Annotated in this window: 13 protein-coding genes; 6 read left to right on the forward strand and 7 right to left on the reverse strand. The window is 65.1% G+C overall.

Translation table 11 applies throughout. The features are described from left to right. Nucleotides 1-21: 21 nt before the first annotated feature. Nucleotides 22-2,322: an SUMF1/EgtB/PvdO family nonheme iron enzyme gene (locus tag GJ699_RS02115; protein ID WP_154372622.1), complete on the forward strand. Its 2,301-nt coding sequence runs from the start codon at nucleotides 22-24 to the stop codon at nucleotides 2,320-2,322. 36 nt (nucleotides 2,323-2,358) lie between these two features. Beyond that, complete coding sequence (locus GJ699_RS02120; protein ID WP_154372623.1) at nucleotides 2,359-2,703, forward strand: zinc ribbon domain-containing protein YjdM; 345 nt, start codon at nucleotides 2,359-2,361, stop codon at nucleotides 2,701-2,703. Here the strand turns inward: GJ699_RS02120 and GJ699_RS02125 are convergent. Then, nucleotides 2,687-3,316, reverse strand: coding sequence for a GNAT family N-acetyltransferase (locus tag GJ699_RS02125; RefSeq protein ID WP_154372624.1), 630 nt, complete (start codon nucleotides 3,314-3,316; stop codon nucleotides 2,687-2,689). The genes GJ699_RS02120 and GJ699_RS02125 overlap by 17 nt on opposite strands. Nucleotides 3,317-3,452: 136 nt before the next feature. Here GJ699_RS02125 and GJ699_RS35105 point away from each other — a divergent pair, with 136 nt between their 5' ends. Further along, nucleotides 3,453-3,950 (forward strand): type II secretion system protein, encoded by a 498-nt coding sequence (locus GJ699_RS35105; RefSeq protein ID WP_154372625.1) that lies wholly within the window; start codon nucleotides 3,453-3,455, stop codon nucleotides 3,948-3,950. Here the strand turns inward: GJ699_RS35105 and GJ699_RS02135 are convergent. Then, nucleotides 3,947-4,825 (reverse strand): LysR substrate-binding domain-containing protein, encoded by an 879-nt coding sequence (locus GJ699_RS02135; protein ID WP_154372626.1) that lies wholly within the window; start codon nucleotides 4,823-4,825, stop codon nucleotides 3,947-3,949. The two genes, GJ699_RS35105 and GJ699_RS02135, sit on opposite strands and share 4 nt — an antisense overlap. 100 nt (nucleotides 4,826-4,925) lie before the next feature. Between GJ699_RS02135 and GJ699_RS02140 the strand changes: the two genes are divergently transcribed. The 3 genes from GJ699_RS02140 to GJ699_RS02150 all read left to right on the forward strand — a co-directional run bounded on the left by GJ699_RS02140 (nucleotide 4,926) and on the right by GJ699_RS02150 (nucleotide 6,567). Beyond that, nucleotides 4,926-5,210 carry a DUF1330 domain-containing protein gene (locus GJ699_RS02140; protein WP_154372627.1) on the forward strand — a complete coding sequence of 95 codons (285 nt, stop codon included), beginning with the start codon at nucleotides 4,926-4,928 and terminating at the stop codon, nucleotides 5,208-5,210. A gap of 75 nt (nucleotides 5,211-5,285) precedes the next feature. Next, nucleotides 5,286-5,684 carry an OsmC family protein gene (locus tag GJ699_RS02145; RefSeq protein WP_154372628.1) on the forward strand — a complete coding sequence of 133 codons (399 nt, stop codon included), beginning with the start codon at nucleotides 5,286-5,288 and terminating at the stop codon, nucleotides 5,682-5,684. A 4-nt stretch (nucleotides 5,685-5,688) separates the two neighbouring features. Further along, nucleotides 5,689-6,567, forward strand: a complete 879-nt coding sequence (locus GJ699_RS02150; protein WP_154372629.1) for a pirin family protein — start codon at nucleotides 5,689-5,691, stop codon at nucleotides 6,565-6,567. Here the strand turns inward: GJ699_RS02150 and GJ699_RS02155 are convergent. The 5 genes from GJ699_RS02155 to GJ699_RS02175 form a co-directional block, all read right to left on the reverse strand. Further along, nucleotides 6,564-8,030, reverse strand: a complete 1,467-nt coding sequence (locus GJ699_RS02155) for an adenylate/guanylate cyclase domain-containing protein (RefSeq protein ID WP_229261895.1) — start codon at nucleotides 8,028-8,030, stop codon at nucleotides 6,564-6,566. The two genes, GJ699_RS02150 and GJ699_RS02155, sit on opposite strands and share 4 nt — an antisense overlap. Nucleotides 8,031-8,205: 175 nt before the next feature. After that, nucleotides 8,206-9,693: an FHA domain-containing protein gene (locus tag GJ699_RS02160; protein WP_154372631.1), complete on the reverse strand. Its 1,488-nt coding sequence runs from the start codon at nucleotides 9,691-9,693 to the stop codon at nucleotides 8,206-8,208. A gap of 142 nt (nucleotides 9,694-9,835) precedes the next feature. Further along, nucleotides 9,836-10,837 carry a PP2C family protein-serine/threonine phosphatase gene (locus GJ699_RS02165; protein ID WP_154372633.1) on the reverse strand — a complete coding sequence of 334 codons (1,002 nt, stop codon included), beginning with the start codon at nucleotides 10,835-10,837 and terminating at the stop codon, nucleotides 9,836-9,838. An 80-nt stretch (nucleotides 10,838-10,917) separates the two neighbouring features. Further along, a complete protein-coding gene (locus tag GJ699_RS02170; protein WP_154372635.1) occupies nucleotides 10,918-11,415 on the reverse strand; it encodes an SH3 domain-containing protein in 498 nt (165 codons plus the stop codon). 6 nt (nucleotides 11,416-11,421) lie between these two features. Then, entirely contained in the window at nucleotides 11,422-13,101 is a 1,680-nt protein-coding gene (locus GJ699_RS02175; RefSeq protein ID WP_154372637.1) for a hypothetical protein, read from the reverse strand. Between the last annotated feature and the right edge of the window lie 3 nt (nucleotides 13,102-13,104).

The raw sequence follows: 13,104 nt of genomic DNA on the forward strand, positions 1-13,104 counted from the left end.
GGGACGGTAACCTATCGAGTAATGATGCAAACAGCAAGAGACAAGATCCGCGAACTGCGGGCCTTACATGATGACGGTTTATTGAGTCTCCAAGAGTTCGACCGTCGCAAGAACGCCATCCTGGATGCGGAGTACGCGCCACCGGGAGGCAGCGCCACGCCTGTGGTTCTGCCGCCGCGTCAGGGCACGGAGCTGGGCTTGATGACCGGGCAGGAGATCGGGCCGCAGAATCGCCGTTATCGGCTGGAGCGCCTGATCGGCATGGGTGGTATGGGCCAGGTGTGGCTGGCGACCGACCTCGCCACGCATGCGGAACTCGGCCACAGCGACCAGGTGGCGCTGAAGATCCTGCCGCCGCAACTGACCCAGAGCGCCACCCATGCCAAACTGCTGATCGAGGAAGCCACGCAGGCGCGCAAGCTGGCGCATGAGAATATCGTGCGGGTGTACGAATGGGCGCAGGACCCGGCCACGTCCAGCTACTTCATCATCATGGAGTATCTGGAAGGGCAGGATCTGGATGCCTATCTGGCCGAGCAGGGCACGCTGTCGCTGGATGCCGTGTACAAGCTGCTGGAGCCGGTGGGCGAGGCGCTGCAATACGCGTGGGACAAGCACAAGCTGGTTCACCGCGACATTAAGCCGGGCAATGTGTTCCTGACCCAGCGCGGCGAAATCAAACTACTGGACTTCGGCATCGCTTCGCGCGCGCGCAGTGCCGGCAGCAGCCTTGGTTTGCAGACGCCGAACGCCGGCACCGCCGGCTACCGCGCGCCGGAAGCGGGCACGCATCAACGCCAGCCGGCGCCGAGGTTGGATGTGTACGCGGTGGCGGTGATGATCTATCAACTGCTGGAAGGCCGCATGCCGTTTGACGATATGCGGCCTGCCGACTTCCATCCATCGTCGCCGCGTGGTTTGAACGAACGGCAGTGGAAGGTGCTGCAGGACGGCTTTGCGTACTTGCAGGAGCGTCGTCCGGCATCGGTGAATGAGCTGTTGTCGCAGTTGCGCCGCGCCGCCGGCCCGAGCGAGGAAGAGCTGGCGGCGCAGGCCGCGCAAGCCGCGCGCGAACAGGCGGCGCGCGAGCAGCAGCGTCAGAAGGAAATGGCGGCGCAGGCCGAGCAGGCGCGCGCGGCGGAGGAGCAGCGCAAGGCGCAGGTGGCCGAACTGGTGGCGCGGCGTCAGGCCGAGATGCAGGCTGCGGCAGCGGAAAAAGCGCGTCAGGAGCAGCAGCGCCGCCTGCTGGAAGCCAAGCAGCGCGCCGAGGCGGAAGTGGCCGCGCAAGCGCGCAAGCAGGTGTTGCGCGATCAGTTGCAGGCACGGCGCGAGGCCGATGCGAAGAAAGCCCGCGAGGAGCGTGAGGAGCAGCAGCGCAAGGCGGCGCAGGTGAAGGCGGAATTGGCGTACCGCCAGGAGCAGGAGCGTCATCGCAAGCAGCAGGCGGAGCGTCACGCGGCCGAGCTGAAAGCGATGATCCCGACGCCTACCAGCCCGGTGGCGGATGCCAACGGCGTGCTGCGCGACCGCTTCCTGGACGGCAGCGGCGTCGGCCCCGACCTGGTGCTGATTCCGACCGGCCGCTTCCAGATGGGCTCTCACGAACATGAGCAGGCGTTGGCCATCAAGGCCGGCGCGCAAAAGAACTGGCTGGAGCGCGAGCTGCCGCAGCGCTGGGTCGGCATCGAGCATTCGTTCGCGATGGGCCGCTTCCCGGTGACGGTGGGGCAATGGCGTCGCTTCGTCAAGGATACCGGTTGGGAGTCGCAGTCGGATACTGATTGGCGCGAACCCGGTTTCAAGCAGACCGACGAGCATCCGGTGGTGGGCGTCAGCTGGATGGACGTGCAGCAGTACCTGCGCTGGCTGAACGAAAAGACCGGCCAGGTTTATCGCCTGCCGACCGAAGCGGAGTGGGAGTACGCCTGTCGTGCCGGCACCAAAACCGCGTTCAGTTTTGGCGACACCATCAGCCCTGAGCAGGCCAACTACGACGGCCACTATACCTACAACGGCGGCCCGCGCGGCGCTTACCTGCAAGGCACCAGCAAGGTCGGCGCCTATCAGCCGAATCCGTGGGGCGTGTTCGACATGCACGGCAACGTGTGGGAATGGACGCAGGACGTGGTGCACGATAACTACGTCGGCGCGCCGGTTGACGGCAGCGCATGGGAAGAGGGAGGCGATGCGGTGCGGCGCGTACTGCGCGGCGGCTCGTGGCTGTACAACCCGCGTTATCTGCGTTCGGCGGTGCGTAATGGTTTTTCGGCGGTGCTGGCGAATGACATCGTCGGCTTCCGCATCGCCCGCAAGCTGGCATGAGGTATACTGCCGGGCTTTGAAAAGTCAGGATTCCCTATGAGCGCTTTGCCACCATGCCCCAAATGCAGTTCCGAATATACCTATGAAGATGGCGCGCAGCTGGTGTGCCCGGAGTGCGCGCACGAGTGGACCGCCGGCGCCGCGGCTGAAGCGGATGATGGCGCGCGCGAGTACCGCGACGCGGTCGGCAACCTGCTGCAGGATGGCGATACCGTCACCGTCATCAAGGATCTGAAGCTGAAGGGCGGCGGTGGCGTGGTCAAGGTGGGCACCAAGGTGAAGAACATCCGCCTGGTGGATGCCGATCACGATATCGACTGCAAGATCGACGGCTTCGGCGCCATGAGCCTGAAGACGGAGTTCGTCAAGAAAGTGGTTTGATCGCGACTGTGGAATAGGGCGAGCGCACGCGCCAGCCGATGGTGGTGTACAGCGAGCGTCCCGCTTCGGTGGCCACAAGCACGCGCTGCGCGGTCTGCGATTGCTGGGCGCCGCCCAGTGCCGCCATGATGGCCGCACCCAACCCCTGGTGTTGATGCGCGGGCGCGGTGGCGATGCGGTCGAACACAAACACACCCTCGTATTCGGCGGCGTAGCCGCTGGCGGCCACGGTATCATCTTCCGCCAGGATGCGCGCGGTGGTGAGCGGGAGTTCGGTGATCACTTGCAGCCGGTAACCCGGCGGCAGCGATGGCACCGGTGTGCGGCCGGGTTCCTTGGTCATGAAGTAGCCGCCTGGTTGCAGCGTCCATTTTGGATTCACTTGTGCCAGCAACTGCGGCGCTGGTCCCAGCATCTTGATGTAGATATGCGGCTCGCTGATCTTCAGCGCCAGTTCGCTGATGCCTGGCGCCGGGCCGGCAAACACATAGCGCCGCCGTTCGTGCGGCAGTCCCGTATCCACGCGCAGGCCGCCGTGATCCGCCACCGGCTGCGGCAAGCCACGCGCGATCGAACGCGCCCGCAGCCAGCCCTCCAACAGTTCCGCTTCCATCCATCGTCCTCCATCACGCTTGCGCGCATTGTACTCGTTGTAATTTAACCTCAAATTTCAAGCCCGAGGCGCGTCCGATTGGCGCTGTGCTGAAACGGGATTAGAGTGGAATAGCTGAATTTACGCTCTCACTCCCATGAAGAAACCAACTGGCTTCACGCTGATTGAATTGATCGTGGTGATCGTCATTCTCGGCATTTTGGCGGCGACCGCCTTGCCGCGATTCTCCGATCTGAGCAAGGACGCGCGCATCGCTTCACTGGCGGCGGTCAAAGGCGCGCTGGAATCCACTTCGGCCATGGTGCATGGCCAGGCGCTGATCAATCCTGGCGCCACCACCATCACCAATGAAGGCGTCGCGATCACGCTGGTGTCGGGGTATCCGTCGCCGGCCAGCGGCGGTGGCATGGCGCTGGCGGCTGGCCTGAGTACCACCGATTACATTATCCGCTACGGCTCCGCCACCGCAACCCCGACCCAACCGGCGCTACCCATCAATTCATTTGCCGCGATTCCGGTCAGCGTGGCGAATACCGCGGCAGCGCTCAACTGCTACACGCTGTACGTGGGTGCCAGCGTTTCCGGCAGCACCATTACGCCGCCATCGGCGACCGTGGTGTCCAGCAGCTGCTAACCGAGCCGCTCCAGCACGAAGTCGACGAAGCTGCGGACTTTGGCGCTGGGCCGTGCTTCCGGGCGGCGCAGGATGTGCATGGCGCGTGAGGGCAGCTCCCATTTTGGCAGCAGCCGTACCAACTGGCCGGCCTTGATGGCTGGCTCCATCAGCGCATCCGCCTGCAGCACGACACCCATGCCGGCGATGGCCGCGATCACCAGCGAGGCGCCTGTGTTGCTGACCATGTCGCCGTGCGCGGCCACGTCAACTTGTTCGTCGCCGCGCCGGAAGCGCCAGGTGGTGCTGGCGCCGGCAAACACCAGGCAGTTGTGCTTCGCTAGATCGGCCGGATGTTTGGGCGTGCCATGCTTTTTCAGGTAGGCCGGACTGGCGGCGGCCAACACGCGCCCCGGCTGCAACGGCCGCGCGATCAGCGTGGTGTCGACGATCGGGCCGGAACGGATGGTGACGTCGACGCCTTCCTCGGCCATGTCGACCACGCGGTTGCTCAGCACCAGATCAATGCGCACCTTGGGATAGCGCGCCGTGTACTCGGCGATCACTGGCGTCAGGCGCTGCTCGCCGTAGGTGGCAGGCGCGGAGATGCGCAGGCTGCCCTGCGGTTCGGCGCGCAGATTCTCGGCCACCTGATCGGCCGCCGCCACGCTGGCCAGCACGTCGCGGCAGCGTTCCAGATAAGCGGCGCCGATTTCGGTCAGCGTCTGGCGGCGCGTGCTGCGTTCGATCAGGCGCGCGCCCAGTTGCTGCTCCAGTGCCTGCACGTGCTTGCCCACCATGACCGCCGACATCTCCAGCGTCTGCGCTGCAGCCGCAAAGCTGCCGGCCGTGGCGGCCGCCGAAAACACTTCCATGCTGCGTAGCTTGTCGCTCATATTCAGAACTTTTGGTTAGGGGTGAAGCAAAGTTTAGCCTATTTATACCGAATTAGCTCGGGATGATAATGAAGTCTCTTACACAGCAAAGGAGTTCATCATGACCGCATACGCAATTGGCTTCGCGACCCTGCGCAGCACCGAATGGCAACAGGAATACGGCGCCCACATGCCGGCGCTGACGGCCAAACACGGCGGCAAGCTGGTCGCGCGCTCGGCACCAAAAGCGCTGGAAGGCTCGCCGCCGCAACCGGAGGCGGTGGTAGTGATCGAGTTTCCATCGGCGGCCCAAGCGCAGGCGTGGTATGACGATCCGGAGCACACTCGCCTGAAAGCGCTGCGTCAGTCCGGCGCCGATTTTTCGATGCTGCTGGTGGGCGCGTAGGCTTCTGGCAGAAGCGCAGGCCGGCCTTTCGGTGTACATTGTGGGTTCTGATTCAACGCTCAAAAGGAACACAGAATGACTATCAAAGCCCTGCGCGATCAATCCCTGCCGATGCGCCATATCGTCCATGTGCGCAATCACATCATCTCCGCCGATGGTTCGGTGGAGGAGGGCGGCAACGATGCCGGCCCGTCGCCGCACGACCTGTACGACGCCGCCCTCAGCGCCTGCAAGGCGCTGACCGTGGTGTGGTACGCCAAGCGCAAGAACATCCCGCTGGAGCACGTGGAAGTGAGCATGGAGCGCGACGCCAGCGAGGAGCGTCAGGGCACCTATCGTCTGAACGCCACGCTGCACGTCACCGGTGATCTGAGCGAAGCACAGCGCGCCGAGCTGCTGGCCGCCGCGCAGAAGTGCCCGATTCACAAACTGATGACCTCCGTGACCACCGAAATCACCACCGTGCTGGGATAAGATCATGACGATTGCGAATCTGCTCAAGGGGCACGAAAAGGATCTGGGCGGCGGCCTGTTGGTGCGTCGCTATCTGCCGTCCGCCGTCAAGCAGGCGGTTGGCCCGTTCATTTTCTTCGACCATTTCGGCCCGGTCGAGGTGCCGCTGGATGCCGATCATGACGTGCGTCCGCATCCGCACATCGGCCTCGCCACTGTGACCTATCTGTTTGAAGGCGCGATGGATCACCGCGACAGCCTGGGCACGTTCCAGCGCATCGAGCCGGGCGCCGTCAACTGGATGACGGCCGGCAGCGGTATCGTGCACTCCGAGCGCACGCCGAAGGACCTGGTCGGGAAGCCGCATCGCACGCATGGCCTGCAGCTGTGGGCCGCGCTGCCGGTGGCGCATGAAGAGAGCGCGCCGGGTTTCTGCCATACGCCGGCCAGTGAGATTCCCGAGCTGGAGCTGGATGGTGCCAAGGTGCGGGTGCTGATCGGTTCCGCCTTCGGCCACACCTCGCCGGTGCAGACTTACAGCCAGACCTTGTATCTGGACGTGGTGCTGAAAGCGGGCAGTCTGCTGACGTTGAATGAATTGCCGGCCGAAGCAGCGATCTATCCGATCAGCGGCGAGCTGGAAATCGACGGCGCGGCGCTGGAACTGCACAATATGGCGCTGTTGGACAGCGCCGGCCCGCAATGCGTGAAGGCCAACAGCGAGGCGCGTTTCGTGGTGATCGGCGGCGAGCCGCTGGACGGCCACCGCTTCATGTACTGGAACTTCGTTTCGTCGCGCAAGGAACGCATTTCGCAGGCGGCCGATGATTGGGAAGCGCAACGCTTCCCGCAGGTGCCCGGCGAGACTGACCGCATCCCGCTGCCGCCGAAGCGGCCTTCCTAAGTCTTGTTATCGAGGGCGCTAATCGCTTGATGCAGTACGCCGCGCAGATTGCGCGCGGCGTCCGCATCGATGCGGCCCAGGTCCAGATACAGATCATGACCGTCGCCGGAATGGGTGAACACCTGCGTGGTGTTGCCTTCCTCATCGACCAGGCCATCGATCACATACGGCACCACTTCGCGCGCAATGCCTTTCATGTGCACCGGCGGCAGTGCATGGCCGGCGGCGATGTCGCGCACCAGCGCGTAGGTCTCGTAGCTGGCGGTGATGCCGCCCGGTGGCGCGATCGATTGCAGCCGCGCCGCCAGATTGGCTTCCGCGCCCAGAATGGTGTAGTCCATGCGATCGCTGCTGCCGAAATTGCCGACGTTGCAGTAGCCGGTGTTGATGCCCATGCGGACCATCAGCGGCGCTTCCACGCCGCGCTTGCGCCAGCGCAGATTCAGTTCGAACAGCGCCTTCTGCATCTCGACCGCCATGCGCAGACAGGCGCGCGCATCTTCCGCCGTGCCTTTCGATTCCGGATCGCCGAAGAACACCAGCAGCGCGTCACCGATGAATTTGTCGATGGTGCCGCCGTGCCGGATGGCGATGCCCGACATCGCCGTGAAGTATTCGTTGATCAGCTCCGTCAGCGCCTCCGGCTGCAGCGATTCGGTCAGGGCGGTGAAGTCCTTGATGTCTGAGAAGAAGATGGTCAGCTTCTTGCGTTGGGTGCGCAGCGACACTTCCATCTCGCCGCTGAAGATGCTGCGATAAATCTGCGGCGACAGGTAGTGCGAGATCTTCATCGACACCGATGCCAGGAAGTCGTTGGCGCTGGCCAGTTCATCGTTCATGCCGCGTATCAGCGCGTTCTGGCGCCGTTGCATCAGGATGAAACCGAGGCCGGTGGCGGCGGCCAGCAGGAAGTAAGCCAGGCTGTATTTGAAGGACCACAGGCTGGTGCTGATTTCGTCCTGGATCTCGATCTCCTGCAGGCCACGCACGTCACCGATTTTCCAGTCGGTTTTCGGGCTGTCCGGATGGCGGTTGTGGCATTGCACGCAGGCGGCGCCCATCAGCACCGGCGCGATCAGCCGTACCTTGGAGGCGGTGCCGCTGCTGGTGGCGAGGATTAGCGGTGGCTGTTCCGGATCGGCGCGCAGCGCTGCCAGCGATTTGCTTTCGAAAGCGTCCAGCGTATGCGCGCTGCGGCCACGGAACGGGTAGTCGGAGATGAAGCGGTAGCTGACGTTGGATTGCTTGTCCGCGATCACTCGCCCCAGTTCCAATGACAGCGTGGCCGGAATCGGAATCGCCCCCGGCACCGATTCGTAGTTGTGGATCACCTGAGTATCCGTGCCATGGTTTTCCAGGATGCGCCGCACCACCGCGCTGGCGTAGTAGCCGCGTATGCTGGAGATCATGGAATTGAGGTCGTTGGCCTGGCTGCGCAGCCGGGCGGCGGCGATGTGCTGCATGTCCATCCAGACCGCGAGTGGCAAGCCGACGAGAAGAATAATCAGCGCCGCAAGCGCAACGCGCTCCCACCGGCGGGTATCAGGAGAGGGTTTTCGACGCACGACGGATGGCTGGCGAAGGTTGTAAAGATGTCCATCTTATCACGCGTCCATCGCCTTGGGGCGGAGATGAAGGTCAGGCGGTGGACATGGCGTTCGCCGCCACAGTGCTGTACAAATCGTTGGCGTTGGTGCGGATGATCCAGTGTTCCGGATACGGATCGCTGGCGAAGCGGGTGTGGCGTGGCACGCGGCTCAGCTTATCCAGCGAGACCGTAGGGGCCAACGCGGTCTCCTTGCCGGTCAGCTGATCCAGATGCCAGAAGCCGCCGTCGCGGTGCAGCAGCAGCGGCAGCGCGGCCGCATGCGGCGCGGCGGCAAACGACTTGACCGGATAGCCAGGATGGGTGTCCGGCGCCAGCAGATAGAAGCATTCGGCATTGGCGCCATGGTCGACGCGGTGCAGGATCACGCCGTGCGGCATGATGGCCGATACGCTCAGCGCCACAATGCCCTTGATGCTGGCGCTGAATTCGATGCGCATGCCGAGCCGCAGCGCGGTCGGCTTGTGTTTACCGGGCCAGACGCCATCCAGCAGGATGCCGTAGCGCGACACGTCTTCAATTTCAAAGCCCTGGCCGGAACGGCGGATGATGGCGTGGCGGCCGGACAGGCGGCGCGTGAGGCCATTGGTGTCCTGGCCGTCGGCGCTGTAGTGGGTCAGCAGGAGGTTGGCTTCCGGATCGACCAGTTCGAAGCGGCCGATCACGCATTCGTCCATGGCGAACATGCGGATCTGGCGCTGGGCGCCGGCTTCCGGCGCGGCGTTCACCAGCGAGGCGGCCTGGCTCGGGTGCGGATGCACGGCGGCCGCCTGCGGCATGTCGATTTCGATCAGGTCTTCGTCCCAGGCGATGGTGGAGAAGCCCAGGTCCACTTTGCCGGCCGGCGCGTTCAGGTCCAGATGCGCGATGCCGGCGTTGCGGGCGGTGACGTCGATGTCCAGCGAGTCGCCGCCTTGCGCGCTGACGCGGGCGATCGAGGCGTCGTCCGCCATCACGCGCACGTTCTTGTGGGTGCTGAGGAAGATGCGGTGGATCTCGGTCAGTGTGGCGTCCAGTCGTGGCACCAGGATGACGAAGGTGCACACCCATTTGCGCGCCGCCATGCCGGTGTGCTGGCTAAGCAGTTCGATGCTGATCTGGTACTGGCCATGCTCTTTGCCGCGCGAGGAAAACTCGACGAACACCGGCCGCCATTCGCCGCTGACAGCGCGCACGAAATGCTGGCGTGAGGCGCCGTTGGGAATCAGGTCCGACTGCAGTTGCAGCGCCAGTTGCGGCGCGCAGGCGTCCGGCATGCCGCGCAGTTCCATCTTCAGGGTCTGGCGGCCGCCGGCGGCACGCGGGTCGAAACCGCTGATGTGCAACTGCGGACGGGCCTGGGCACGGTGTAGCGGGCGCGCGTAGTTGGTTGCTTCGGTGACGGGAATATCAGCTGCAGGGACGGCATCCAGCGCCGTGGCCGAAGTGGCGGCACGGGTGGTGCGCAGGGCAGTCAAAAGATCGTAGCTGGAGGCTTCTGTTTGGGCGTGGCCGCCTTCACAAGTTTGCGCTCCTTGCATGACCCAATAAGTGCAATGCGGGTGCTGGGCATTACTGCATTTTTTCATGACAAACCGACCGATGGGATACCCGTCAGTTTATGCGGTTTTCACTCTGATTGGCAAATTTTGCAACCGATTTCTCCGCCTGACTGTGCAGGTGTCAAAAATGCGACGGAATTGGTGCGGTTGGTAGTGCTGTTTCGTCAATATTGCCGGTGACCGGAGGCGCGGCGTAGCGGAATACGATGGCGCTCAGGTTGTCGATGTGGAGTTGGGGCGGCGGATTGTGGATGTAGTCCGCGAACAGGGCGTCCAGCGCCTGGCCGGCGTGACGCTCGCGCGTTGCCAGCAACGCCGGCCAGCGTTCGGTCCACGGTTGCGGCTGGGCGCAGGACCAGAAACCATCGGTGGCCAGCAGGTAGGTGGCGTCGGCGCGCATGGTCAGCATTCGGCGGTCGGCCAGGTGGTGCAGGAAGGGCGGCAGCTTGGTTTGGTCCAGCGGCAGCAGGCCGTCTTCCAGGATCTGCGGATTGGCGAAGGCGTTGCCGAGGATGTAGGCCTGGGTGATCTGGGCGCGATGTTCGCCGTGCACCTGCTGCCACCATTCCTGTTCGCCCAGCAGGCCGTGCATGGCGAAGGCGGTGGCGGGGACGTGGTCCACCGTCAGCGGTGTGGCGGCTTGGGTGGTGATTTCGTACAGGCGCGAGTCGCCGACGTGGTACAGCATCGGTTGTTGGCCAGGCGGGATTTCGATCAGCGTCAGCGTGGTGCCGGGACGGCGGAAGGTGTCGTGGTCGTCGGGGCGGGCGAAGTGGGTTTGCAGGTCGTGGTGCAACTGGTCCAGGTGCTGGCTCAGTTGTTCCAGCGTGGCGCAGGCGGGCACGCGCAGCAGGCCGCTGGCGACGGCTTCGGCGGCCTGGCGTCCATGACCGTGACCGCCCATGCCGTCCAGGACCGCCAGCCGCACGTGGCCTTGCGGCCAGTCCGGTAGCTGGATCGTGTGCGGCTTCTGGTCGCGCAGCAGCAGGGCGCGGCCAGTGGCGTCGACGATCAGCAGGTTGTCCTGGTTTTCAGGCACTTGCAGTTTGCTGATGCTGGCGTCGCTGCGCGCGGCGACGTCGAGATGGGGGCCGAAATGGAGTTGGTCTGTGATGCGTGTCATCTGTGCGGGCGCTGCGGCGCGTGATGCGAAAGGCCACAGCTTAGCCGAAAACCTGGCGCCGGCGGTGGGTGGAGTGTGTGTCATTCGCCGCTCCGGCGCAGCCACAGGCTGCTGACCCAGCCGGTGGTGGTGTGGCCGTCGGCGCTGGATTGGATTTGCCACCAGTCGCCATGGCGTTCGCCAGTGGGGGTGACGATGGCGCCGGCCGGCACCAACGCGACGCGGGCGGCATGCACGCCAGGCGCGGCGCGCAGGTTGAGCGTGCGGTGGACGCGGAATGGCTGACCGGAGGTCGGGCCGGCCAGGGTGTCGGCGGTCGCATCCGCCGCCGTTGGCAACGCCGCCGCGACCGTCACCGGACCACCTGCGCTGGTCGCGGCATGCGCGCTGAAGACCGGCGCGTGGCTGGCGTACAGTATCAAGCTGCCGAAACCCCAGGCGCCGGCGATCATGATGAACAGCGCGCGGGCGTTGGGCCTACGCCACCATCCGCGCGGCGTCAGATACGCGGCCAGGAACAGCGTGACGACCAGTCCAGCGGCGAAAGCGCCGGCGGCATAAAGTTTGGCGGCGTCCATGTCCGATCAAGCCTCGAAGCGCAGCACGTAGTGGCCGGCCATCAGGTGATGCCCATGCGGCAGCAGGTACGGCGCGTCGCCGATGCTGGCGACGAATTGCAGTTTGTCGTCCAGGTGGTACAGCGCCTGCGTGGTGCTCTGACGGGTAATCGAGTAGCCCTTGGTGACGGCTTCAAAGCTGAAAGCGTTGCGCGACAAGCCGATGCGGTCGGCGCTGGCGGGCACCGCATCGGCGGCGCGCTTGACGAAGCGCGGGGAGTCGAGCAGCCGCAGTGACGCCAACATCGGCGAATTGCGGCCGAAGGTGAAGCGCGCGCCGCTGGCGACGCCGGTGCTGACCGGCTGCGCCAGGCAGACGATGGCGCGATAGCGGTCCGCCACTTCCGGCGCGGCGGGCAGCAGGCGCAGTGCGCGGGCGTCGACTGGCGCGAAGGTGGCGGGTGCTTCGATGCGTTGGCGGCCTTCCGGCGTGCAGGCGTATAGATGGTCCGATGCGTCCACGATCAGGGTGATGGCGGCCGGCGCGTCGGCCGAGATGGCGAGCTGGCGGTCGAACGGGAGTTCCAGAGCCTGGGTGCCGGTGTCGCGGTAGCGGCTCAGGCGCGGCAGGGCCAGAGCCACCAGCGAGATGCGTTGTTGCGATACCGGCGCGTAGGTGGCGTCGCTTTCGCCGGGGCGGTTGGCGGGCTTGTGGCTGGCGGCCGGCACGGCGGTCAAGTCGATGGGCCGCGAGCTGCCGGAGCGGCTTTGCCATACGGCGGGGCGGGCTGGCGTGGACGCGGTAGCTGCAGCAGCCGTTGCCACCCTCGCCGCCGCGTCCAAGGCAGCGCGTGGCGTGGCGTGGTCGAATGCCGCCCCCGCCGCCGCCGCCGCGCGCGTCCCCGCTACCGCCTCGGTAGCCGCCGACATCGGCGCCGCTGCCGACGATACCGCCCGTGATGCGCTATTCATACTGGCGGCGGTGTTAGCCGTGCGTTCGATCTTCAGCATCAAGCGCTGGCCGCCCGGCTCGCGCATTGACTTGATGGTGTAGTAGCCGCTGCGCGGATCATAGCGGCAGTCGAAGGCGTCCTTTGGGCGCATCTGTACCACCGGCGGCGCGTCGGGGCCATCATTCAGCACCAGCAGCGCGGCATCCGGACCGAAAGGCCAGGCCGGCGCCACGGCGCTGGCTTCACCGCCTTCGCCACCGATCAGCGCCAGGCGCTGGTGCGGATACATCGGGCACACCGGCTGCCAGATCGCGCTGTCACGCGACACGCTGACGTTGTACAGAATCTTCTCGTCCGGCGCCGGCAGATACACCGCATGGCCGAACATCACCTCGATCTCGCCCTGTGCCAGCGTGGCATCGCCCACCACGTCATAGCGCACCTGATCGCTGCCGAGCAGGTCACCGAAATCCTTTTGATGCAACGCCGTCAGCGTCTGCGCCAGATCGCGCGCGCGGGCGCCACGCGTCAGGTGATAATCGTCGTCGACATCTTCTTGCGGCAGCATCAGCGTCACATGCGAAAAGCAGCGAGTGGCGGCGCGGCCGCGATGCTCGCGCGGGCTGCGCTCCAGCAGGTCGCGCAGCAGCGGGCGGCGCGAGAACAGCGCCAGGCCCGGCGTCTGCCAGATCGCTTCGGCATTGAACACATCCGGAATGCGCCCCAGGACGGCGTGTTGAACATAGGTCGGCATGAT

Source organism: Duganella guangzhouensis (assembly GCF_009674535.1).
Taxonomy (GTDB): Bacteria; Pseudomonadota; Gammaproteobacteria; order Burkholderiales; family Burkholderiaceae_D; genus Rugamonas; species Rugamonas guangzhouensis.